Origin of the sequence: Secundilactobacillus yichangensis, assembly GCF_016861565.1 — a bacterium.
In the GTDB taxonomy this organism is placed as follows: domain Bacteria; phylum Bacillota; class Bacilli; order Lactobacillales; family Lactobacillaceae; genus Secundilactobacillus; species Secundilactobacillus yichangensis.
Map to the genome: position 1 here is coordinate 183,821 of NZ_BOLK01000002.1, position 23,071 is coordinate 206,891.

Genomic DNA, 23,071 nt, shown 5'->3' on the forward strand with positions numbered 1-23,071 from the left:
ATTTAAAAATACTTACTGGAGTATCAACGTTTGTGTCATTTTAACAAAAAATTTGGACTGACACAACGACTTAATTACAGCGACTAATATTCTAATACCGCCAAGCCTGGTAAGTTTTAGTTAGCCGATCATGTTTTAAATACAATAATCCAGTTAATAATGTATTTTGAATGCGTATATTGCTAGCATTCGCCATATTAATCGCATTTTGTACTAATTAAAAAATCCCCCTGCAGTAAACTCGATGAACGCAATCGTTCATCCGTCTACTACAAGGAGATTATTTTTAAATCGGCTAAAATTCACCGATTAATTTTTAAATTTAGTTATGACGAGCCCGCTTAGCAGCCTTTTCACGTTCGTTGGTATTCAGAATTTGCTTCCGAAGACGAACGTAGTGAGGGGTAACTTCACAGTATTCATCCGTGTTCAAGAATTCAAGTGATTCTTCAAGTGACAAATGCGTAGGGGTCTTGATCCGAGCCATGTCATCAGAACCAGCGGCACGAACGTTAGTTAAGTTCTTACCCTTAGTGATGTTAACGGTAATATCGTTTTCACGGCTGTTTTCACCAACAATCATACCTTCATAAACATCAGTACCTGGATCGATTAATAATGTCCCACGACTTTCAATACCCATCATGGCATAAGTCGTAGCCTTGCCAGAGTTCATAGAAACTAAGGTACCCTTCTTACGACCAGGGTTCCAGTTCTTGATAACTGGGGCATATTGCTTGAAGGTATGGTTCAAGATACCATATCCACGAGTCATTGACATAAATTCAGTTGAATAACCAATCAAACCACGTGAAGGTGCCAAGAAGGTCAAACGAGTCTGACCGTTGTCAGTACTTTCCATGTTTTGCATCTCACCCTTACGTTGTGACAGGGAATCGATCACGCTACCAGTATATTCGTCAGGGGTATCAATTTGAACTTCTTCAAATGGTTCTGACTTAACGCCATCAACGTCTCGGTAGATAACTTCTGGACGTGATACTTGAAGTTCAAAGCCTTCACGACGAAGTGTTTCAATCAAAATTGACAAATGTAATTCACCACGGCCTGAAACAACCCAAGCACCTGGTTCGTCAGTATTATCAACACGAAGCGAAACATCAGTTTCAAGCTCAGTCTTCAACCGTTGTTCCAATTGACGACTCGTTACAAACTTGCCGTCTTGACCAGCAAATGGTGAGTTGTTAGTCCGGAAAGTCATTTGCAGTGTTGGTTCGTCAATCCGTAACAGTGGTAAAGCTTCCTGCGTATCAGTGGCAGTTACCGTTTCACCAACGTTAATGTCTTCCATCCCTGAAACGGCAATCAAGTCACCAGCTTTGGCTTCGTTGATCTCAAGCCGCTTCAAGCCGAAGAAACCAAACAGCTTAGTCACCCGGAAATTCTTAGTAGTACCGTCTAACTTCATAACCGTTACGTTATCACCGACTTTGATCTTACCACGGAAAATCCGGCCGATACCAACCCGACCAACGAAATCGTTGTAGTCAAGTAAGGCAACTTGGAATTGAAGTGGTTCGTCTGAATTGTCAATTGGTGATGGGATCTTTTTGATAATCGTATCGAAAATTGGCTTCATGGTGTGCTCTTGAGTTGCGATGTCTGGATCGTAACTTGAAGTTCCGTTCATAGCTGAAGCATATACCACTGGGAAGTCAAGTTGATCTTCGTCAGCACCTAATTCAATGAATAAGTCCAAAACTTCATCAACAACTTCTGAAGGACGGGCACCTGGCCGGTCGACCTTGTTGATCACAACGATTGGTGTTAAATGTTGTTCCAAGGCTTTCTTCAAAACGAAACGGGTTTGTGGCATGGTTCCTTCAAAGGCATCAACGACAAGTAAAACACCGTCAACCATCCGCATGATCCGTTCAACTTCACCACCGAAGTCAGCATGTCCTGGGGTATCCAAAATATTGATCTGCTTGTCCCCATAACGGACTGCAGTGTTTTTTGAAAGGATCGTAATCCCACGTTCCTTTTCGATATCGTTAGAATCCAACGCACGGTCCGCAATCTCCGTATGTTCATCTAAAGTATCTGATTGTTTCATTAATTCATTAACCAAGGTTGTCTTACCGTGGTCAACGTGGGCAATAATTGCGATGTTACGAATGTCATCTCTGGTTTTCAAAATCTTGTTCTTCCTTTCATAAACGCGTGAATCTTCATTATCTAACGGTCAAACTGTAGCGCAGTCTCCACACTCTACACCTTGACTTAACGCCATAAAAAAACTGTGACCAGCGTCACAGTCAGACGTTTGAACCGATGATTGGCAGAATGTCTTGTTGTGCTTGTACCGTTGCTACCATTACGAAGTCTGATGATAGCATATCTAGAGGCTTCCCGTCAACTGTTGTCACCGCAAGACCCAGACTTTCTGCCAAAATCTTCCCTGCACCAAAATCCCAGGGTTTTAAATATGAAATGTACGCGACAATTTCCCCCTTTAATAAATGGATCATTTCAATGCCAGCCGAACCATAGATTCGTAACCCCGAACTGGTTTCCACAACCTTTTGAAAGTTAAACCGGTTATGCATTGCCATTGGACCGCTAACACTGATGAGACCATCGCGCAAACTCAGGTTATCCGGCGCAGTTAATTGATCATCGTTTTGAAAAACGCCTAAATCTGGTCCGCCGGAAAAGAGCTGATCATTGATCACATCATAGATATAACCTAAAACACCCTGACCATCAACATAAAGGGCAATCATGATGGCAAAATGATCACGCTGTTTAACAAAGTTCATCGTACCATCAATTGGATCGACGACCCAAACCCAGCCCTTGGTCTGTCTAATCTGATCGCCAAAGCCTTCTTCACCTAAAATCTGACTGTCAGGTGCAAAAGTCCGAATCTTGCTAATAATCAGTTTTTCATTTTCTTTATCAACGTTTGTCACTAAATCTTTTCGACTCGTTTTTTGTGAAACGTTTAGGTTCTGACCCATTTTAGTCAAAATAAATTCTCGCGACGTCCGCAGCCATTGCTTGACCGTTCGATCAATTCGGTGAAGTTCTGTTTCGTTCATGAGCTTAACCTCCTATCGTCATTTTAACCGACTTTTTAGCAGTCTCACGAGCTGTCTTCAACGTGCGGTACCAACTATACCCAGTTAGCTGCTCGAACTGCTTGCCAAGCTGTTTTTCTTGTGATTTAGACGTCACGACGGTTTTAAAGGCGGAATAGGCAGCTAACAATTTATCAACTAAAACACCTTGTGAAAGCTCGTAGGCATCCTCGACCTGCCGATAAAAAGCTGTAACAGTAATAATCTCGTCAGTTGTCCAGTCTGATGCTAAGGGATAACTAAAATTCTTCAAAATGGCACCCCATCTACTTAATATTGTGAATTCTTCCAGCTCATTATACAGCAAAAAGGGACTGGACACACGGTCCAGTCCCTTCCTGTTTAATTCTGTAATCAAGTTGGCTTAGATATGCGTTGGGAATCCAATCGCAACATCAGCAGCTTCTTGAATTGGTTCACTCAGCGTTGGGTGCGGGTGAATCGTCAAAGCAATATCTTCAGCGTTCATGCCGCTGTTAACTGCTAAACTCAACTCAGCAATCAGGTCTGATGCACCTGGTCCAACAACTTGAGCACCAAGCAGGTTATGATTGTCATCCTTGGTTGTTACCAGACGAACGAAACCATCTGGCTGATCAAGTGAAACAGCCCGCGCGTTACCAGCAAATGGGAACTTAGCCGTGCTGACTTCAATTCCCTTATCCTTAGCTTCACTTTGAGTCAGTCCAACAGTAGCGAGTTCAGGGTCTGCAAAGCAGACAGCTGGAACGCCGACCCAGTCATTAGCAGTCTTCTTACCGGCAATTGCTCCGGCAGCGGTCTTGGCCTCAAAGAAGGCTTTGTGAGCCAATGCTGGACCTGGCACAATATCACCAATAGCATAGATGTTTGGTACCGATGTCCGGCCTTGCTGATCAACTTCGATCAAACCATGATCGCCGACTTTAATATCGGTCATTTCAAGACCAAGGTCATCGGTGTTCGCTTTACGGCCAACCGTAACCATGCAGTAATCAGCTTTAATGGTTGATTCCTTGCCATCTACGGCATAGGTAACGGTAACAGACTTATCGTCTTGTTCAGCTTTCTTTGCCATTGCACTGGTAATGACGTCGATACCCTTCTTCTTCATTTGGCTAAGCACAACCTTAACCATATCTTTGTCGAAGTTAGGCAGAATCGAATCAGTACCTTCGATAATGGTAACGTGTGAACCTAAGTTAGCGTAGGCACCAGCTAATTCGGTACCGACGTAGCCACCGCCAATGACAACGAATTCTTTAGGAATTTCTGGCAAGTTCAAGCCGCCAGTTGAGTCAATGACCCGACCTTCGAACTTGAATCCAGGAATTTCCACTGGACGGCTACCAGTTGCGATGATCAAATTCTTAAATTCAATGGTTAAACCATCATCAGCACTCATGAACTGCTTTGGCCCGGTTGAAACAACCCGTAACTTGGTGTTTGAATCAAGTACGGCTTCACCTTGAATGATGTCAACTTTGTGCTTCTTGAGCAGCATCTTGACACCACTGGTCATCCGGTCAACAACCTTCTTTTGTTTCCATTCCTGCGTCTTGCTAAAGTCAATTGAAGGCGCCTGAGTAGTAATACCAAAGGTTGAAGCATCCTGAGCTTCCTTAAAGCGGTGGCCGGCGTTAATTAAGGCCTTAGAAGGCACACAACCAACGTTTAAACATACACCACCAACATTACCTTTTTCAATTACCGTCACGCTTTGGCCAAGTTCAGCAGCCCGAATGGCAGCTACGTAGCCGCCGGGACCTGCACCAATAATGACAGTGTCACGTTTTTCAGCATCTGACATATAAGGGTCATCCTTCCATTAATAGCAATTCTGGTTCATGAAGCAAATCGTTTAACATGTTCAAGGCACGTTGGGCTAATGCGCCATCGATCAAACGGTGGTCATAACTCAATGACAACTTCAGCATGTTGCCAACTTCAATTTCACCATCGTCATTGACATATGGTTCCTTGGCAATCTTACCAACACCTAAGATTGCAACTTCTGGTTGGTTGATAACCGGAGTGAAGAACCCACCGCCAATTGAGCCAACGTTACTAATGGTGATCGAACCGCCAGACATCTGAGCAGCACTCAGTTTGTTATCCTTAGCAGCCTGGGTGTTTTCAGAAATTTCCTTAGCAATTTCGAAGAGGCCCTTAGAATCTGCGTTCTTAATGTTCGGAACGTACAAACCATGGTCAGTATCAGTTGCAATTCCAATGTTGTAATAATGCTTGTAGACAATTTCTTCTGAAGCACTGTCAATTGAAGCATCGAATTCTGGGAATTCTTTCAAAACAGCCACCAGTGCCTTAACAATGTAAGGTAAGAAGGTCAAATGAATGTCCTTATCAGCTGCCATCATCTTGTACTTCTTCCGGTTAGCCATCAAAGCAGAAACTTCAACGTCCTGGAAGGAAGTAACGTGAGGTGAAATATCCTTTGAAGTCCGCATAGCCTTAGCAATAACCTTCCGAACCATTGACATTGGTTCACGGGTTTCAAGATCAGGTTGTGCTTCCTTATAAGGCTTGATTGGAGCAGCAGCTGGTGCGGCAGCGGCTGCAGGTGCGGCGGCTGCGGCCGGAGCAGCAGCGCCGTTAAAGTTATCAATGTCAGCTTTTAAGATCTGACCGTGATTACCTGTTGGCGTTACGGCGGTAATGTCAACACCCTTATCACGTGCATATTGACGAACAGAAGGCATTGCCAGTACTAACTTGTTAGGGTCAGACTGTGCAGGAACCCCTGTTGGTGCAGCTGGAGCAGCGGCTGCGGCCGGAGCGGCAGGTTCTGGTGCTGCCTTCTCTTCTTTAGGTGCTTCATCAGATGACGAATCTGATGCGTCATCGTCAGGAGTATCAGGTGAACCATCATCGATGACAACTAATGTGTCACCAATTTCGGCAGTTTCACCCTCCTGCTTAACAATTTTTTTAATGGTACCAGCCACTGGTGATGGCAGTTCGGAAACAGACTTATCGTTTTGGATTTCAACTAAAACGTCGTCTTCCTTAACGGTGTCCCCTTCTTTAACATCCCATGATGCAACTTCACCTTCAGCCATACCTTCACCAAGCTCTGGGAGTTTGAATGCATAAGCCATGGAAAAACTTCCTTTCTTTTACAAAGTAGTCGTTAGAATTAGTAGTTCAAAATTTCACGCGCTTTTGCTTCGATATCGTCCGCATTTGGCAGCCAGTCATTTTCAACTTGTGCCCATGGGTAAACGCTATCTGGAGCAGCTACACGGCCGATTGGTGCATCCAAGTTCATGATGGCATTTTCAGCAATCTCAGCAGTAACCTGAGCACCGACACCGGCCATCTTTTGAGCTTCTTGAACAACAACTACTTTGTGAGTCTTTTCAACTGACTTGAAGATCGTGTCAGTATCAATTGGTGACAATGAACGAAGGTCGATCACTTCAGCAGAAATGTTGTCCTTTGCCAATGCATCAGCAGCTTTCAAAGACTCATTAACTTCAGCACTATATGCCACGAGAGTAATATCGGTACCCTCACGAGCAACCTTAGCGGTATCTAGTGGAACAGTGTACTTACCTTCTGGAATTTCGTCCTTCATTGAACGATAAAGCTTCAGGTTTTCCATGAACAGCACTGGGTCGTTGTTTTCAACGGCTGAAATAATCATGCCTTTAGCATCGTATGGGTTAGCAGGTGTTACGACCCGTAGCCCTGGGGTGCCAACGAAGTAGTTTTCAAGGTTGTCGGCATGCATTTCAGCGGTATGAGTCCCACCGCCAAATGGTGTCCGTACGGTGATTGGCATCGCACGCTTGCCACTAAACCGGAACCGGTTACGTGACATTTGACCGCCTAATGAGTCAACGGCTTCAAAAGTGAAGCCCATAAATTGAATTTCGGGAATTGGACGCCAGCCGGTTGCAGCTAACCCAATTGATAATCCTAAAATTCCTGATTCAGCCAGTGGTGTATCGAAAACCCGGTCTTCACCGTACTTGTCTTGCAGACCTTCAGTAGTCCGGAACACACCACCGTTTTTACCAACGTCTTCACCGAAGATCAACGTCTTTGGATCTTCGCCTAATACAACGTCTAAACCATCTGTAATCGCTTTGATATAAGTTAATTTAGCCATGGTTACTTCGACTCCTTTGCTTCGAATCTTGCAATGTCAGCTTTGATTTGTGGAGTTGGTTCTTCGAACGTGGTCTTCAACATATCAACAACTGATTGCGTAGGTGTATTTTCAGCTTCTTTCATTGATGCTTTAAAGCTGTCCTTATATTCCTCAACAAGTTTGTCTTCTTGTTCTTGTGACCATAATCCCTTGTCGGTCAAAATCTTACGCATCCGAATCAAAGGATCAGCATCGAACCAAGGTTTTTCTTCTTCCTTAGTCCGGTAACGGCTAGGATCATCACCCGCACTGGAGTGAGCACCGTAACGGTAGGTCAAGGTTTCAACTAAGACTGGTCCGTTACCCGCAGCAGCAAATTCACGTGCTTCTTGAGTAGCAATGTAAACTGCCAGTACATCCATCCCATCAACTTGGACAGAAGGAACACCAGAAGCAACGGCCTTTTGTGCCAAGGTTTCAGCAGCGGTTTGCTTCTTACGTGGTACGGAAATTGCCCAGCCGTTATTTTGAACCATAAATACAGCAGGAGCTTGGAATGAAGATGCAAAGTTAACACCTTCGTAGAAGTCACCTTGTGAAGTCCCACCATCACCGGTATATACAAAGGATACGGCATCTTTTTCACCGTTCTTCTTAATCCCTAATGCGGCGCCGGCAGCTTCAACGTATTGTGCACCGATAATAATTTGTGGGAACCAGTTACGCTGGTCACCATAGTCATCACCAACTGCGTTACCCTTTGACCATAAGAAGCCTTGAGTAACTGAAGCGCCATGTTGAATTAATTGTGGCAAGTCACGGTAGGCAGGGAACAGGAAGTCTTGATCCTTGAATGCTGAAACTGACCCCATTTCACTTGCTTCCTCACCAAAAGTCGGTGCGTAGAACCCTAACCGGCCTTGACGAGAGAAGTTCATGGTCTGTTCATGCAGTGCACGTTCCCAAACCATCTTTTTCATAAAATCGACTAACTGATCATCTGAAAAAGTATCGAAAAGTTCTTGATTTACGATCTTCGCATCTTTGTCCACAATCTGGAACGTTTTTTTATACGGATCGCTCATCGTGGCTTTAATTGACGCAAAATCAATTACTTGCCCAGTTTTCTTCGCCATAACTAACACTTTCCTTTCCGTTTGTATGCAATCAGTTTCAAAATTACTTTCATCTTTTTGAAACCGTTTGCTTTTCTCAACTACACTCTTAAATTAACACGCTTTCAGGATTCGTGCAAGCCCTTACATTGCTTTTAAAACGCAAAGACTGTTAAGTTGCCTACAGGTATGGGAATATCTTTTTCTGAAAAAATGCTTGTAATTTTCTTCACATTTTTTTGATTTCATTTTTAAAGCCTGATATGCTAGAATTAATTGATAAAGCACTTGTTTTTTCAATTTCGGAGGTAATTTTCGTGATTTTAATGAAAGACATCGTCAGAGACGGCGATCCCGTTCTCAGAAATGAAGCTGCAAAGGTTAGTTTCCCATTATCTGACGAGGATCAAAAGTTGGCTGACGAGATGATGGAATACTTAAAGGTTAGCCAGGATCCAGATTTATGTAAAAAATACGGTTTGCGTGCCGGGGTTGGATTAGCAGCACCGCAAGTTGGTGTTTCAAAAATGATGGCTGCTGTTCTGGTTCCTGCTGAGGAGGGCAAAAAATCCCCCTTTACGGATGTGATCATCAATCCGGTCATCATTAGCCATTCAGTACAAAACGGTGCGCTGACTGAGGGCGAGGGCTGCCTGTCAGTTGACAAGGAAGTTCCTGGATTCGTACCGCGTCACGATCGAATCACATTACGCTACCAGGATACTAAGGGTGTAACGCATAAAGTTCGTCTGAAGAATTACCCCGCCATCGTTTGTCAGCATGAAATCGATCATCTTCACGGTATTCTGTTTTACGATCACATCAACAAGGACAATCCATACGAAGTGAGCGACGATACCATCATGTTCGAATAATCTTCATCTGATAAGTTTATTAATAATAAAAGCAGCCTGCTGATTGGTCATTTTCGACGTTTCAGCAGACTGTTTTATTTTTGTCATTGATATTCTTTAATTTGTGACTTTGTTTTTGGAGTCTAAACGGTGCAGGTCTTGAATGTATTCAATCGTTGCTTCATTAACGAGGTAGGCAACGCCCAAATGAATCCGTTTAGTATGCCGCCAAACATCCGTCACCAAGAAGGCTGACTCTCCCGGTTCAACCACGGAAGGAATTTGGTGGTCCTGACAAAATTCAGCTAGGATATGATTCAACCGCTGCCTTAAAATTGGCAATTGATCAGCCGTAACCTGATCGATCAATAATAAGTATTCGAAAGCCATGACCCCTCTGCCCCAGCCATCAGGAATAATATTGGCATCTAGTACGGTCGCCGGGCTCGCAATAAAGTGCTCATCAGCTAACCGCTGGAGGGCTGCCTTAACTGCCACATTGGTTTGTTCCAGTGCTGCGCTTTGCGCTTTTTGAGTGTTACGCCGCACAATTAAGTGGTGAATCAGCAAATACAAGCCCACCGCTATCACTACAGCAATTAAAATCGTTATGGTTCGATTCATGGCCATCCCTCCTTTTAAAATTATACTACCACAATTTAAATTCCAACTCCTGCATTCTGCGGAAAGCCTCGTGAAAACAACCGTACAACCGGGCTCGCTGTTACTGCAAAACTATACAATTTTATTCATATATGATAATATGTTAGCAACTGTTGTTCATTAACAACGAGACGTTCGGTACAAATAAAAGATCGGTTATCGATCAATGCAGTAGATCACTGTATTTATAGAAAGGAAGTAGACAATTTCATTATGATTTTTAAAGTTTACTATCAAGAAGATCAGGTTCGTAACCCTAAACGTGAGGATACGAAGTCTCTTTATATCGATGCTGCCACAGAAGTTGAAGCACGCGCTTTAGTTGCTGAAAACACTAAGCACAACATCGAATTCATCGAACCACTTGAGGGCAAGTTCCTTGAATACGAACAAGAAAACCCGGACTACAAGTTGACGGAGTTTAATAAATGAAAAAATTAAACGTCAAAAACAATGAAACAGCGATTTTTGGCGTTGGTGGTTTAGGTGAAATTGGGAAGAATACATACGGTATTCAGTTCCAGGACGAGATTATTTTGATTGACGCCGGAATTAAGTTCCCTGAAGATGAATTGCTTGGAATCGACTACGTTATTCCAGACTACCATTATTTAATTGCCAACCAGCAAAAGATTAAAGCACTGGTCATCACCCATGGTCACGAAGATCATATCGGTGGTGTTCCCTACCTATTAAAGGACTTAAACGTGCCAGTCTATGCTGGACCACTAGCGCTTGCGCTAATCAAAAATAAATTGGACGAACATGGTTTGCTGCGAACAGCCGAACTTCACGAAATTAGCGACGATACCGTTTTAAAGTTTCGTAAAACGAGTGTGGAATTTTTCCGAACGACCCACTCAATTCCCGATACGTTAGGTGTCGCTGTTCACACACCATCTGGGGTGATTGTCCAGACCGGGGACTATAAGTTCGATCTGACTCCGGTTACTAACCAGCCGCCTGATTTGCAAAAGATGGCACGGCTTGGTGCAGAAGGTGTTCTTTGCCTAATGTCAGATAGTACTAACGCTGAACGGCCAATTTGGACGAAGTCTGAAAAATGGGTCGGTAAATCAATTCGCCGAATCTTTGATCAGGTTGACGGCCGTATCATCTTTGCGACCTTTGCCTCAAACATTTCCCGGATGGAAACCGCCTGTGAAACTGCCCTCGCCCATGGCCGTAAAATTGCGGTCTTTGGCCGAAGCATGGAAGCTGCCATCGTCAACGGCCGTGAACTGGGATATTTGAATATTCCAGATGACGCGCTCATTGATGCCAATGAATTGAAGTCCCTACCAGCCAATAAAGTTATGATTCTTTGTACTGGTTCTCAGGGTGAACCAATGGCTGCCCTTTCACGAATTGCCAACGGGACTCACCGCCAGATCTCAATTCAACCCGGCGACACCGTAATCTTCTCAAGCAACCCTATCCCTGGTAACACTGTTAGCGTTAACCACGTGATTAACGAACTTGAAGAAGCCGGTGCCAACGTCATTCATGGTAAGGTCAACAACATTCATACTTCTGGCCATGGTGGTCAAGAAGAACAGAAGTTGATGCTGCGTTTAATGAAGCCTAAGTACTTCATGCCGATTCACGGTGAATACCGGATGCTTAAGATTCACACAGAATTAGCTGAACAATGCGGCGTGCCGCTTGATCACAGTTTTATTATGGAAAACGGTGACGTCTTAGCATTAACTAAAGATTCAGCTCGAATTGCCGGTCATTTTACTGCTGGAGATGTTTACATTGATGGTAGTGGAATCGGCGATATCGGTAACGTGGTTCTGCGTGATCGGCAACTGCTTTCTGAAGAAGGTCTAGTTGTTGTGGTAGCAACGATCAATCTGAACGATAAGATCATTCAAGCTGGTCCTGACCTTCTCTCACGCGGTTTCGTTTATATGCGTGAATCAGGCGAATTGCTGAATGAAGGCCGTCGTTTGGTATTCTCAACTATTCGTCGCGCCATGCGTTCTAAGAAAGCCAATGAAGCTTCAATCCGAAATGCGATCATTGACGACTTACAAAACTTCCTTTACGAGAAGACGGAACGTCACCCAATGATTTTACCAATGTTAATTATGGACTAATCTATCCCAAAAGATCATCAGCTTTTAGCAGGTGGTCTTTTTTGTGATTAAAAAAAGATTCAGCTACTCCCATGATTTTCTCATCACATTCTAACTGAATCTGAACACTTTCTGAATACTTCAATCTAGCTCTGATAGACAAAGTCGGCTATAATGATAAAGTATGATTTTTTAAAAGCTATTGGAGGATGAGTTAGGTGTCAGTAAGTTACTACATCATTTTAAATGAGTTTGCCGGCGGGGGAAGCGTAAAAAATCTATGGCCTAAGATCCAAGCTGAATTGGATCAGCGTCATGTAGATTATAAAATCGTCCGTTCCACTTACTCCGGGCACGCTCAACTCTTAGCAAATCAGTTTGCTAAAGCACATGCTGATGATACACCTACAACTGAGCCGCGATACGTCGTTTTAGCAATTGGCGGCGATGGCACGCTTCATCAAGCTATCTCTGGTTTAGTTGAAGCTAATTTAGAACACCCGATTCCAGTAGCCTACTTGCCTGTGGGGTCCGGCAACGATTTTGCTAGAGGAATCAAAATGGCAACTAATTGGCACAGTGCGCTCAATCAAATATTAAACTGTACCGCTGAAAATTGGCTCACAATCGGTTCCTATTTTGACACTAATAAACAGGCTCGTGGTGTCTTTACAAATAACGTAGGGATCGGTTTTGACGCTGCAGTGGTGACGGCAGCAAATGGGACACAAACCAAAAGCCTTCTTAACCGATTACATCTCGGAGGTCTGAGTTATCTCTCAGCCATAATTGGTGTTTTTTATAATCAACAGGCTTTTCCGTTGACTGTTCATATTGGGCAACACAGAGATATCTATTCTAAAGCTTATTTAGTAACTGTAACCAACCACCCCTACTTCGGTGGTGGTGTGAAAATTGTCCCACCTGCTTCAGTAAGTGATCCTAACCTCGACTTGGTAGTTATCCAAAGATCAAACATTTTTAAACTGCTATTTATATCATTCATGCTATCAATGGGTAAACACTTAAAGCTTAAATCCGTTCATCATTACCACAGTAATAAAATTCATTTAATTGTTCCTTCCATAGAATATGGTCAAATTGATGGTGAGGAAATGGGCGGTCGCTATTGGGACACCTACTTTGAAACTAAGCAGTATCCTTTCTGGATTGATCCAACCATTTAATCCTTCTTTGCCATGACAATAAAAGAGCTGCAACAACAGTAATTGACTGTTGTTGCAGCTCTTTTATTGATGCTCTGTCTTCAGAAGTTAATCTTCTGATGCAGCCATTGCTTCCAAAATCATGTTCAAATAGTCGCATTTTGCTGAAAGTTCTTGCATCTGCCGGCCATATTTTGGCTCGATGGTAATCGTCTCATGATGACACGGTTCAACCTGTCGAGCTTCAGTCGCCTTTAATTCATCTAATTGCTCATTTGCTTTCCGATATTCGGTGAGGATCTCTGAACGATTACTCATCAGTTACACGCCTTCTTAATTGCAGAATAATTGTTTAAGTAATTTTAAAACAAGAATGACTATAACACCAAAATACTACTTTGTGAACCACCTTTTAGCAGAAAGTTCTTAAAAGCATTACAGATTAAAATTCACTGAAAAACAAAAGACCCGAGCGCTTGAATAACAAACCTCGAGTCCCAGAATATCAAATTATATTATCATTAATCTATTAGTTAACCGTCCCGGCAAAACTTGGCTTAAAGTAAGAATTGGTCGATTGAATCTGAACGTTTTCACCAGGTTCGGGTGCAGCAACATACTGGTTATTGCCAATATAAATGGCAACGTGATAAGTAGCACCTCTGTGCCCCCAGAATAGAAGGTCGCCAGGAACCGCTCTACTAATAGAGTGAGCACAAACATGCGCTTCTTGAGCAACTGTATTATGTGGTAACGATGTCCCAACAGTATGCGAATAAACGTAACTAGTAAAGCCTGAGCAGTCCATTCCTCTAAGTGATGAGCCACCCCAAACATACGGAATCTTTTCCGAAGCTAGTTTTACGGCATATCCCGTTACTGATGAAGAAACCGGTGTACTGGCAGCATCTGCTTTAACCGTCTTTTTAGACTTTGGTGTCTTAACTGTCGTTTGCTTAGTGGTGGTCGAAGCAGTTGATTTAGTACCTGCCGGATTGACTACTCGCTTAGGCGTCGTTTTCTTAACGGCCGTCACACCAGGTGTTGCCGCTGACTTTGTCTTGGCTGCAGTACCCTTAACGGCTAATCTTTGACCAGCAAAGATAGTGTTTCCACTCAGGTGATTCAAAGACTGCAATTGACTTACAGTAAGCCCAAATCTTGCACTTATCTTACTCAGCGTGTCCCCCGACTTAACTTTGTATGTAGAGGCTGTGGCTGTTGTCTTAAGTGATGATACATGACGTGTAGCAGCATTAGTTTTTGTTGATGCCTGTGTGTTTTGATTATTTGTTTTAGTCTGTTTCAATGACTTAACTGGTGCCGACTTGGTAGCTGGTGTCGTAGCAGTTGTTGTCGCTGACGAAGAACCTAAAACAATCTTTTGACCTGCAAAAATCGTATCTTTGCTTAGATGATTGGCCTTCTCGATTGAATTAACCGAAACGCCATACTTATTAGCTAGTCTCCAAACAGTATCCCCAGATTTTACAGTAATCGTTTTAGCGCTGGCTTGAAGTGGCCCGGCAAACATAAAGCCAGCAGCTCCAATAACACCAGCGGTGATGACTTTGGTCGTTGTGTGTTGTTTTCCCAAATTAGATCACCCCTCCTAATTAATCTTTCGTGAATGCGCTTTATAGAAATTACATGTTCATAGTAACACACTTTCCAAAAATTCAGCAAAAAAGTTTAAGATTTTCTTGCGATTAACAATTTTTAAAATTATTTTCATCTTTGCATGATCCCATCATTACGCTGTTCAGCGGACTTTGTAGCATACAAAAAAACTAGTTGCTGTTTTCATTAACCTTGGCAACTAGTTAGTCTTTTAATGATTATTCAATTACTTTTTGCTTAACAAATGGGCCAATTTTAGAACAAATTGTTAAAGAAATCGACAATTGACTGCCAAATTCGGCTTAAAGTTCCCATAATACCGCTGGTATCCGCATTACTGGCAAAATCCTTTAATTGCGCCATTTTGTTACCTACCGAATTACTAATGTTACTTGCAACTTGTTTTGCATTATCAACGTAACTAGACGTTCCGGAAACCGGTGCCTTTTGAACGTTGCCTAATGCTATAACAATGTTGTTGATGACCGTCGTGGATGTTTGAGACTGAATACCCTGTTTGGCTAACGCATTATCCAACATTTGCCTAATTTCATCTTTGGTAGCGTACTGATTATCCTGTTGACGCTTCTTGGCCAAGTCAGACGATACGCTCCCAACCGCTGCCATCAGCTTACCAGGATACTTCTTATCGCCTTGATTTTGATTAATTGCTGGTTGAGTAGCATCCATAATGCCATTGGCAGCTTGCGTGTTCTGCTGGTTTAACGTCAACCCATCAGCAGCCAAAGCCTTGTATACTCCCGTTAAGGCTGATTCTCCAGAAACCGTTTTATCAGCCGTAACCGTAATAATAACATCTTTAACCCCGGCCATCGTTGCTACCATGGCATATTGCTGCGAGGTAACCTGAGTAATGTTGTTCTGGCCGTTAAAATCAGCAATGTTTACCTTAACTCCGGTACCCGGATCAGCTGGGGCCAGCGACACTGAACTGATCATGCTGGCATCACTGGTTCCCGCTGAATTAATGTAAGTCGCGTAATCCGAACCGGTCACAGTCAAGCTTTGATAGTTAGATTGGACGCCCAGAGCCTTTGAAACGGCATCCTTGTCTTCAGAAGCCAAGCCTGAGCCATAAACAACGTATGGTTTTGACAATGCCTTAGTCTGAACGGCCTGTCCAGACGATGCATTAGCTGAATCAGAAGTTGACGTCACGTCATTAGTGTTATCAGCAAGTGCCCGAGCTGGCACACTGGCACCCAATAGTAGTAACAACGCCCCACTTATGAGACTAATACGAACTACTTTCTTCATAATGAAATCCTCGTTTCATATAGGTTTACTTTAGTGTATCACGACAAATAAAAAGGCTGAACACTTCTTCAGCCCTTTTAACAAATTCATAATGAGCGATAAATCAACTGGCCAATCTGCGCCATCAGTGATATCACAGCTAATCGATCCGTAATCCCCCAAGTAAGTATGGCAACGTCAATAAAATGACCATTCTTAGAGAACCGTGCAACGTCATGGTCGATTAATGGCCCTTCGCCGGTTTTATTGTAGATTCTGACATCCGTGGCAGTTTCATCCATCATTAAAGGAAGTTTACCCCGAAATTGCTGGTTTAAAAACCAGGTTTGAGTCTGCGGATACTGCTCCATTAAAAATCTGAAAAGCCGTAACGCATTATCTGCAGAAATCAGGTTTTCACGGCCTTGAGCCTTGGCTTCAGTATCCATTAAACGACGCTGAAGTTTCGTGTCTGCATAACCGTTTTCACCCAGCCATTGATTTACAGCTGTCATGGATAAGTGGTCGATCATCACATTAGCAGCGTAATTATCAGAAACAGTGATCATTAATCCCAAAAGAGCATTGAGCGTCCACTGCGACTGGCCCATTAATTTTAAAACCCCTGCGCCGTCAACAACCGGAGTGTTTGAAATATTAATTGTTTGATTCAAATCTTCGTGACGCTCTAATTGAGTAGCTAAAATTGCCAGTTTAATCAGCGAAGCTGCTGGAACTTGTTTATGCTCTTGGTGGCTGTAAAATAGCTTATCTGTATCATACATATAAATACTGGCTGAATTTTTGTACGGTGCAATCAACTCGTCTAACTTGGTTTGAATACTCATTGCCAATACCTTCTTGCAGCGACGAATTCTGGCGCATATCGCATCTCAGTTAAGCTGGCAATATCCACCTGCTTACCAGGTGTTCGTGATTGGATCATTCGGCCATTACCGATATACATGCCAACGTGATGAACGAAACCCTTGCCGTGCTCGTACGCGAAGAACAGCAAATCACCAGGCTGAAGGTTTTCCAGTTTCACTGGTTGACCATTGTTTCGCTGATCATCAGCGTCTCTCGGAATGCGATAACCCATCACGCGATGCAACGTATACATTAAGCCTGAACAGTCGAATCCGTATGGTGAAATACCCGCCCACAAGTAACGTAAGCCCAAAAATTGCCGCGCCATAGCAACCATTTGCTCACCGGCCGTAGCACCTTCAACATCAATCAACGTGCTTTTACCTGAAATGTAGCCTTCACCCAGCGGTGTTGCAACTCGTATCAAGTCGCCTTCTTCACCCAATTTGGTTAACTCAGTACCCATGACCAGCTCAAGCATTGGCTGACGTTGCTGATCATACAGTGTCGTGAACGGTACCGTGATATGAACAGTATTGCTCCCGTTTGCATCAGTTACTTCTGAAGCCGACAGCAATTTCGTTGGCAGCCAGCCAACATATCCCCTTTGGTCAGCATCGTCATCCTGACTGGTGAGGGACACTTTAGACCAATCACCTTCCGTGCTGTCAATAATGACTTCATCATTAAAGGTTGCCTGCGTCTCCAGCCGCTTAGCATCGCATAAATCGATAGTCTGTTCTGTGGTCATACTGGCCACCCACTGCTTGGTATCGCCATCCAGCGCTAATCGATCAATGTCTCGTGGCGCCTTGGGACTGGTCCACAGCGTTGCAACAGGTACAATAACACGTCTTTTTTCCATCCGCTCACCCCCACTTACTTTGCCTGAAAATCAACACCTAAACCAACGTCGTTAGGAATGGTGATCCGCGCACCTTCATGCGTAATACCACCCGTAGCTGGCTGGGTTTTAAACATCATTGCTGCATCTAAATCATAGTATTTAATGTTAGATTTGGCGGCCGCCATTTCTGCTGCTGCCGTTACGGAAACCTGCGATTCAATCATACTGCCGACCATGCAAGGCACCCCAAAGGACTCCGCAATAGTATTAATCTTTAAGGCGTTATCAATACCGCCCGCCTTCATTAGCTTGAGATTAATAATATCACAACCATCCATTTTTAGTAGTCTTAACGCATCCTTCACTGAAAAGATGCTTTCATCGGCCATAATCGGCGTATCCGTGTTGGCCGTTACATAGGCCAGTCCTTCAAAATCGTCGGCTGGAACCGGCTGCTCAACCAGTTCAATGTCCAGCCCTTCTTCAGCCATTTGGTTGATCATTTTAGCCGCCTGTTTCTTCCGCCAGCCCTGATTGGCATCCAACCGAATCTTAATGTCAGGACCAACCGCTTGGCGAATCGCACGAACCTGCTTCAAATCTTCGAATGGTGACTGACTGCCGACCTTAACCTTTAGGGTATCAAAGCCCTCAGCCACCAACCGTTCAGCGTGCTTGACCATCTCTTCAGCAGTTCCCACGCTTACCGTGTAATCAGTAGCAACAGTTTGGCGATAACCGCCTAATAGCTCTGATAGCGGCACCCCATAGTGCTTTGCCAGCAGATCGTTAACCGCGATATTCACCGCTGCCTTTGGGCTGTGATTACCAACCAATGCCGTATCAATAATCTGTTTTACCCGTTCTGGCTGACTTAAAGAAGCTCCAATCAGTTTGGGTGCAATTACCTGTTCCACAGCGTACTTAATACTGGCCGAAGTATCCCCAGTAATGGGTGCGGTTGGTGCCGCTTCGCCTAAACCGGTGAAGCCATCCGAATCGGTCAATCTCACTAGTAAACTACTGGCCGTGGTCACGGTTCGCAAAGCCGTTTTAAACGGTAATTTCAGCGGTACAGCAATTGGAAATGTTTCAATACTTTTTATAGTTAATGACATCAAATAGCCCCCAGCTTTTCAATTAAGATAATTTTAACTTTGATTAATCCGCTTTAAATCTTCAAATCATTTGGATCAAACCGAAAGTGCTTTTTATTATAAGTCAGTTTACCGGCAACTTCTAACTTAGCCACGACCTGGCCGGCCGTTTCACGAGTCGTACCGCTCAACCGTGCTAGTTCAATCAACGTAATTGGGTACGGAATCAAAATATCGCCTTCAGGTGTTTTTTCACCCATATCAGTACCAAAAATACTGATTGCTTGAACCACCCGGCCAGAAGCACTGGAAGTAACTAATTTTTGCAGCCGATTTTCCATCCGATCCAGCAGCTGACTCATTGAACTGATCACCTGTCGACTCACCAACGGATTTAAGAAAACGATTGCTTCAAAACTGGCCATGGGCACAGAGGCAATTGTAATCTCCGTTAGTGCCGTTGCTGTGTAAGGATAATCCTCATCGGTATAAAGCCCCCGATACGGAAAGCCCTTGATTGCCTTCACGTAGTTAATGAACGAAAAATTACCCGTTTCATCTTGCCGCTCCAGCCGAACCACACCCTTGATCACGTAATAAAAGCGTTGTCGCGGATCGCCATGGTCAAATAGTACCTGACCCTTTGGATAGGTTTTAACGCTTAAATCATGGGTTAATTTGGCAAACTCATCCCCAGTAAAATCGCAAAACTCAGGCAGTTGACGTAAATAATGACGGTACGTATCATCCGACTGCAGCATGAAACAGGCCCCTTTCTTATCTGGCTATTATTATACGCCAAATGGATTTAAATTTAAGTTTGAACTGAAAAAAGACAGCCCTGCCAAACAGGACCGCCTTTATCATTTATACACTAAACATTTGATTCTGCACTAACCGTTGAAACGACCGTTCCTGAGCCGTTTTCAATAAATTGACCGAGGTTGCTTAACGACGTAATCACGGCTTGTCCCTCTGGTCGGTGAGTGACAAATTCAATCGCTGCTTCAACCTTTGGCAACATGCTGCCTGCCGCAAACTGGCCATCAGCAATATGGTGCTGAAGCTCAGCTACCGAAATTGAAGTTAACTGTTCCTGCTGCGGCGTATTGAAGTTGACGTATACGTGATCTACCGCCGTTAAAATGATCAGTTGGTCAGCGCCCACCCGTTCGGCTAGTTTTTCTGACGCGAAATCTTTATCGATCACCGCCTCGCAGCCAACCAGCCCGTGACCGTGACGAACTACCGGAATTCCGCCTCCACCAGCGGCGATTGGGATCACCCCAGCATTGACTAAGTGGTTCACGGCACCGGCTTCAATTACGTCAATTGGCCGGGGTGAAGGGACTACCCGCCGATAACCACGACCGGCATCCTCGACAAAGTGAAACGCAGGATTAGCAGCCTGAATAACACTGATTTCTTCCTGGTTATAAAACGGACCGATTGGTTTAGTCGGTGCCTCAAAAGCCGGATCATTTTCATCGACTACCACTTGCGTGACCACCGTTGCAACGTCCATTTCCAACCCCAGGGCTGCTAGCTCTGCGGCCATTGCGTTTTGTAACCAATAGCCAATGCTGCCTTGAGTCATAGCCACAGCTGTATCAATCGGCATTTCTGGATTATCTGGAGTACTGCCCGCTGCCTGCTGCAATAAAATATTGCCAACCTGAGGGCCGTTACCATGAGAAATAATCAGCGAATCACCCTGCTGAATAAACTTAACCAGGTACTTGGCGGTTTCTCTTAAGGCGCGTTGTTGCGCTGCTGCGCTGGCATCGGTAGCTAAAATGGCATTGCCACCCAGTGCGACCACAATTTTTCGTCCTGTCATGGGAAATCATCCTCTCTGTAGAAGTGCCTGTTAATAATAAAAGGGGCGCTCAGCAAAACAGCACTACCCGTTCTGCCAAGCCCCCCTATTTAGTCGTTCAATTAAACCTGTTTAGTTTAAACCGTTGGAATAAACAAGTTACCCAAGGTTGCGGCCATCATGGCCTTGATGGAGTGCATCCGGTTTTCAGCTTCTTCAAACTGACGCGCATACTTGCTGCGGAAGACTTCATCCGTAATTTCCATTTCAGTCAAACCGTACTTTTCTTCAATCTCTTTACCGTAATCAGTGGTTGTATCATGGAATGCTGGCAGACAGTGCATCACGATCAATTGATCATCAGGTGTACCCGTCTTCTTCAACGCTGCCATGTTCACTTGATATGGCTTCAGCAGATTAATCCGTTCCTGCCAGTTATTCTCACCCATGGATACCCAAACGTCCGTGTAAACGATATTTGAGCCCTTCAAGCCTTCATCAAGATCATCAGTGATCAGTAGCTTAGCGCCTGAATCCTTGGCAAAACCATTGGCGATGTCCTGAATCTCCTGCTCTGGATGTAATTCATTCGGTGCCACGATGTGAACATTTACTCCGAGGATTGCTCCGGTAACGAGTAAGGAATTAGCCATGTTGTTACGACCGTCACCCATATAAGTCAACGTCAAGCCCTTCAGGTGACCAAAGTTTTCCTTCACCGTCATGAAGTCAGCCAGCATCTGAGTTGGGTGCCATTCATCAGTTAAACCGTTCCAAACGGGAACCCCTGAAAATTCAGCTAACTGTTCAACCACGTGCTGGCTGAAGCCCCGGAATTCGATGCCGTCAAACATGCTGCCAAGTACCTTAGCTGTGTCTTCAACCGATTCTTTTTTACCTAGCTGAATGTCGTTGGCCCCTAAAAATTCTGGGTGGGCACCAAGGTCAATCGCTGCAGTGGTAAAAGCTGAACGAGTCCGGGTCGAATTCTTTTCAAATAGTAACGCAATGTTCTTACCTTCTAGGTAATGATGCGGAATGCCCGCTTTTTTAAGGGCTTTCAAATGCAGTCCAAAATCAACTAAATAATTTAATTCAGCGGCACTAAAATCTTTTTCGGCCAGCACTGACCGTCCTTGAAAAACGCTATTTTTAAAGTCTGTCATAGTAATAGCTCCTTTTTTTAGGTTATAGATCTTCTCGTACCAGCGGCATACTCATGCATCTTGGACCACCACGTCCACGTGAAAGCTCGCTTGAGAGAACTTCCAGAACTTTGAGCCCATGGTCACGAAGTACCTGATTTGATACGTAATTTCTATTATAGGTGACTACAACGCCTGGTGCAATTGCCAATGTGTTAGAACCGTCATTCCACTGTTCACGGTCAGCAATCAATGGATCACCACCACCAGTCGGAATTAAATCGATTTCATCAAGGTTAAGAACGTCTTTCAAGACTTGTTTTAAATCTAGATGATGGTCAACGTGCAGTTCACCGTCTTTATCTTCAGTAATGGTCCACGTATCAATTTGACCGCCCTCACCCAAAATTCCCGGATGAACCGTAAATTGATCGTGATTAATCATTGTGAAAACCGTGTCTAAGTGCATCATCGCGTGATTATGCGGAATCCGAATTGCCAGCACTTTTTCAAAGCCGCTCTTGTGTTCGAATAATCTGCGGGCAATATCTTCAATCGCGTGAGCCGATGTCCGTTCCGATACCCCAATAGCGATGACGGTATCGCTAAGGACTAACTCATCGCCACCTTCAATTCTGCCTGGCTGATCACGGTCACGCCAAACGTGCAGGCCCTGGTTAGCAAACCTTGGATGATAGTTGATAATCGTTTCCATAAAGAATGATTCACGTTGCCTAGCAGGGAAAGTCATGTGGTTGATACTCAGGCCATCGCCTAACGAAGCAGCCGGATCACGGGTGAAATACAAGTTAGGCATCGGGTCCATGAAAAATGGGTAATCTTGTTCTTCCGCTGCGCTCACTAAGTCCCGCGGCACAAAATCTAACTCATTTTTCCGTACACCGGCCATGATTTTAACAATCATCTCAGTGGTTGTCATGCTGGATAAATAATCCTTTAATACATGGTGAATCATCCCAGCTGCATAGCCGGATTCAACCAGCATTTTGTCTAGGAAGGCGGCCTTTACATCTGATCCGCCAGCATCTAATGCTTCCACCACTAGCTTTTCGAGATACAGCACTTCAACACCGTTATCCCTTAAGGTATCTGCAAAATTATCGTGTTCTTTTTGAGCAATGGGTAGGTAAGGAATGTCATCAAACAAGAGCCTTGGCATCATTTCAGGGGTAAAGTTTTCAACTTCGGCACCTGGTCGTTTTAACATTACAACGTCTAACTTGCCGATTTCTGATGTCACATGAATTGGTTTTGTCATGGTAGTTACCTCCTATCTCTTTTGGACATCTTAATCATAAAATTTATAGCAATCG

Annotated in this window: 22 protein-coding genes; 4 read left to right on the forward strand and 18 right to left on the reverse strand. The window is 44.0% G+C overall.

Going from position 1 to position 23,071, the window contains the following annotated elements; genetic code table 11:
* Positions 1–322 precede the first annotated feature (322 nt).
* The 7 genes from typA to pdhA form a co-directional block, all read right to left on the reverse strand.
* The gene (gene typA / locus JUE95_RS02775) at positions 323–2,158 is read right to left on the reverse strand and encodes a translational GTPase TypA (RefSeq protein WP_203649026.1); all 1,836 of its coding nucleotides are present in this window, start codon (positions 2,156–2,158) and stop codon (positions 323–325) included.
* Positions 2,159–2,279: 121 nt separating this feature from the next.
* A complete protein-coding gene (locus tag JUE95_RS02780; RefSeq protein WP_203649027.1) occupies positions 2,280–3,065 on the reverse strand; it encodes an inositol monophosphatase family protein in 786 nt (261 codons plus the stop codon).
* Between the two features lie 4 nt (positions 3,066–3,069).
* A complete protein-coding gene (locus tag JUE95_RS02785; protein WP_373305660.1) occupies positions 3,070–3,357 on the reverse strand; it encodes a UPF0223 family protein in 288 nt (95 codons plus the stop codon).
* Between the two features lie 111 nt (positions 3,358–3,468).
* Positions 3,469–4,893, reverse strand: coding sequence for a dihydrolipoyl dehydrogenase (gene lpdA / locus JUE95_RS02790; protein ID WP_203649028.1), 1,425 nt, complete (start codon positions 4,891–4,893; stop codon positions 3,469–3,471).
* Positions 4,894–4,900: 7 nt separating this feature from the next.
* The gene (locus JUE95_RS02795) at positions 4,901–6,202 is read right to left on the reverse strand and encodes a 2-oxo acid dehydrogenase subunit E2 (RefSeq protein WP_203649029.1); all 1,302 of its coding nucleotides are present in this window, start codon (positions 6,200–6,202) and stop codon (positions 4,901–4,903) included.
* 38 nt (positions 6,203–6,240) lie between these two features.
* The gene (locus JUE95_RS02800; protein WP_203649031.1) at positions 6,241–7,218 is read right to left on the reverse strand and encodes an alpha-ketoacid dehydrogenase subunit beta; all 978 of its coding nucleotides are present in this window, start codon (positions 7,216–7,218) and stop codon (positions 6,241–6,243) included.
* Positions 7,219–7,220: 2 nt separating this feature from the next.
* Positions 7,221–8,336 (reverse strand): pyruvate dehydrogenase (acetyl-transferring) E1 component subunit alpha, encoded by a 1,116-nt coding sequence (gene pdhA / locus JUE95_RS02805; RefSeq protein WP_203649033.1) that lies wholly within the window; start codon positions 8,334–8,336, stop codon positions 7,221–7,223.
* A 296-nt stretch (positions 8,337–8,632) separates the two neighbouring features.
* Here pdhA and def point away from each other — a divergent pair, with 296 nt between their 5' ends.
* Positions 8,633–9,190, forward strand: a complete 558-nt coding sequence (gene def, locus JUE95_RS02810) for a peptide deformylase (protein ID WP_203649035.1) — start codon at positions 8,633–8,635, stop codon at positions 9,188–9,190.
* A 96-nt stretch (positions 9,191–9,286) separates the two neighbouring features.
* Here the strand turns inward: def and JUE95_RS02815 are convergent, their stop codons facing one another.
* A complete protein-coding gene (locus JUE95_RS02815) occupies positions 9,287–9,793 on the reverse strand; it encodes a hypothetical protein (RefSeq protein ID WP_203649037.1) in 507 nt (168 codons plus the stop codon).
* Between the two features lie 252 nt (positions 9,794–10,045).
* Here JUE95_RS02815 and JUE95_RS02820 point away from each other — a divergent pair, with 252 nt between their 5' ends.
* The 3 genes from JUE95_RS02820 to JUE95_RS02830 all read left to right on the forward strand — a co-directional run bounded on the left by JUE95_RS02820 (position 10,046) and on the right by JUE95_RS02830 (position 13,103).
* Positions 10,046–10,264, forward strand: a complete 219-nt coding sequence (locus JUE95_RS02820) for a DNA-directed RNA polymerase subunit epsilon (protein ID WP_089109193.1) — start codon at positions 10,046–10,048, stop codon at positions 10,262–10,264.
* The gene (gene rnjA, locus JUE95_RS02825; RefSeq protein ID WP_203649040.1) at positions 10,261–11,937 is read left to right on the forward strand and encodes a ribonuclease J1; all 1,677 of its coding nucleotides are present in this window, start codon (positions 10,261–10,263) and stop codon (positions 11,935–11,937) included. The genes JUE95_RS02820 and rnjA overlap by 4 nt, the downstream gene beginning before the upstream one ends.
* A 197-nt stretch (positions 11,938–12,134) precedes the next feature.
* Positions 12,135–13,103 carry a diacylglycerol/lipid kinase family protein gene (locus tag JUE95_RS02830; protein WP_203649042.1) on the forward strand — a complete coding sequence of 323 codons (969 nt, stop codon included), beginning with the start codon at positions 12,135–12,137 and terminating at the stop codon, positions 13,101–13,103.
* 87 nt (positions 13,104–13,190) lie between these two features.
* Here the strand turns inward: JUE95_RS02830 and JUE95_RS02835 are convergent, their stop codons facing one another.
* The 10 genes from JUE95_RS02835 to arcA form a co-directional block, all read right to left on the reverse strand.
* The gene (locus tag JUE95_RS02835; RefSeq protein WP_203649044.1) at positions 13,191–13,400 is read right to left on the reverse strand and encodes a hypothetical protein; all 210 of its coding nucleotides are present in this window, start codon (positions 13,398–13,400) and stop codon (positions 13,191–13,193) included.
* A 211-nt stretch (positions 13,401–13,611) separates the two neighbouring features.
* On the reverse strand, positions 13,612–14,679 hold the full coding sequence (locus tag JUE95_RS02840; RefSeq protein WP_203649046.1) for a C40 family peptidase: 1,068 nt from the start codon (positions 14,677–14,679) through the stop codon (positions 13,612–13,614).
* Positions 14,680–14,957: 278 nt separating this feature from the next.
* Positions 14,958–15,980, reverse strand: a complete 1,023-nt coding sequence (locus JUE95_RS02845) for a DUF1002 domain-containing protein (protein WP_203649048.1) — start codon at positions 15,978–15,980, stop codon at positions 14,958–14,960.
* Between the two features lie 86 nt (positions 15,981–16,066).
* Complete coding sequence (locus JUE95_RS02850) at positions 16,067–16,807, reverse strand: serine hydrolase (protein WP_203649049.1); 741 nt, start codon at positions 16,805–16,807, stop codon at positions 16,067–16,069.
* A complete protein-coding gene (locus tag JUE95_RS02855) occupies positions 16,804–17,694 on the reverse strand; it encodes a C40 family peptidase (RefSeq protein ID WP_203649051.1) in 891 nt (296 codons plus the stop codon). The genes JUE95_RS02850 and JUE95_RS02855 overlap by 4 nt, the downstream gene beginning before the upstream one ends.
* A gap of 14 nt (positions 17,695–17,708) precedes the next feature.
* Positions 17,709–18,794: a mandelate racemase/muconate lactonizing enzyme family protein gene (locus JUE95_RS02860; protein WP_203649052.1), complete on the reverse strand. Its 1,086-nt coding sequence runs from the start codon at positions 18,792–18,794 to the stop codon at positions 17,709–17,711.
* Between the two features lie 53 nt (positions 18,795–18,847).
* Positions 18,848–19,534 (reverse strand): Crp/Fnr family transcriptional regulator, encoded by a 687-nt coding sequence (locus JUE95_RS02865; RefSeq protein WP_203649054.1) that lies wholly within the window; start codon positions 19,532–19,534, stop codon positions 18,848–18,850.
* Between the two features lie 113 nt (positions 19,535–19,647).
* The gene (arcC, locus tag JUE95_RS02870) at positions 19,648–20,613 is read right to left on the reverse strand and encodes a carbamate kinase (RefSeq protein ID WP_203649055.1); all 966 of its coding nucleotides are present in this window, start codon (positions 20,611–20,613) and stop codon (positions 19,648–19,650) included.
* A 116-nt stretch (positions 20,614–20,729) separates the two neighbouring features.
* Positions 20,730–21,758 carry an ornithine carbamoyltransferase gene (gene argF, locus JUE95_RS02875; RefSeq protein ID WP_203649057.1) on the reverse strand — a complete coding sequence of 343 codons (1,029 nt, stop codon included), beginning with the start codon at positions 21,756–21,758 and terminating at the stop codon, positions 20,730–20,732.
* 22 nt (positions 21,759–21,780) lie between these two features.
* On the reverse strand, positions 21,781–23,016 hold the full coding sequence (arcA, locus tag JUE95_RS02880; RefSeq protein ID WP_203649058.1) for an arginine deiminase: 1,236 nt from the start codon (positions 23,014–23,016) through the stop codon (positions 21,781–21,783).
* Positions 23,017–23,071: the final 55 nt, after the last annotated feature.

Coding starts and splice junctions, on each gene's coding strand:
- JUE95_RS02780 (WP_203649027.1), bottom strand. CDS start 3,065: ATGAACGAAACAGAACTTCACCGAATTGATCGAACGGTCAAGCAATGG.
- lpdA (WP_203649028.1), bottom strand. CDS start 4,893: ATGTCAGATGCTGAAAAACGTGACACTGTCATTATTGGTGCAGGTCCC.
- JUE95_RS02795 (WP_203649029.1), bottom strand. CDS start 6,202: ATGGCTTATGCATTCAAACTCCCAGAGCTTGGTGAAGGTATGGCTGAA.
- JUE95_RS02800 (WP_203649031.1), bottom strand. CDS start 7,218: ATGGCTAAATTAACTTATATCAAAGCGATTACAGATGGTTTAGACGTT.
- pdhA (WP_203649033.1), bottom strand. CDS start 8,336: ATGGCGAAGAAAACTGGGCAAGTAATTGATTTTGCGTCAATTAAAGCC.
- JUE95_RS02815 (WP_203649037.1), bottom strand. CDS start 9,793: ATGAATCGAACCATAACGATTTTAATTGCTGTAGTGATAGCGGTGGGC.
- JUE95_RS02820 (WP_089109193.1), top strand. CDS start 10,046: ATGATTTTTAAAGTTTACTATCAAGAAGATCAGGTTCGTAACCCTAAA.
- rnjA (WP_203649040.1), top strand. CDS start 10,261: ATGAAAAAATTAAACGTCAAAAACAATGAAACAGCGATTTTTGGCGTT.
- JUE95_RS02835 (WP_203649044.1), bottom strand. CDS start 13,400: ATGAGTAATCGTTCAGAGATCCTCACCGAATATCGGAAAGCAAATGAG.
- JUE95_RS02845 (WP_203649048.1), bottom strand. CDS start 15,980: ATGAAGAAAGTAGTTCGTATTAGTCTCATAAGTGGGGCGTTGTTACTA.
- JUE95_RS02850 (WP_203649049.1), bottom strand. CDS start 16,807: ATGAGTATTCAAACCAAGTTAGACGAGTTGATTGCACCGTACAAAAAT.
- JUE95_RS02855 (WP_203649051.1), bottom strand. CDS start 17,694: ATGGAAAAAAGACGTGTTATTGTACCTGTTGCAACGCTGTGGACCAGT.
- JUE95_RS02860 (WP_203649052.1), bottom strand. CDS start 18,794: ATGTCATTAACTATAAAAAGTATTGAAACATTTCCAATTGCTGTACCG.
- JUE95_RS02865 (WP_203649054.1), bottom strand. CDS start 19,534: ATGCTGCAGTCGGATGATACGTACCGTCATTATTTACGTCAACTGCCT.
- arcC (WP_203649055.1), bottom strand. CDS start 20,613: ATGACAGGACGAAAAATTGTGGTCGCACTGGGTGGCAATGCCATTTTA.
- argF (WP_203649057.1), bottom strand. CDS start 21,758: ATGACAGACTTTAAAAATAGCGTTTTTCAAGGACGGTCAGTGCTGGCC.
- arcA (WP_203649058.1), bottom strand. CDS start 23,016: ATGACAAAACCAATTCATGTGACATCAGAAATCGGCAAGTTAGACGTT.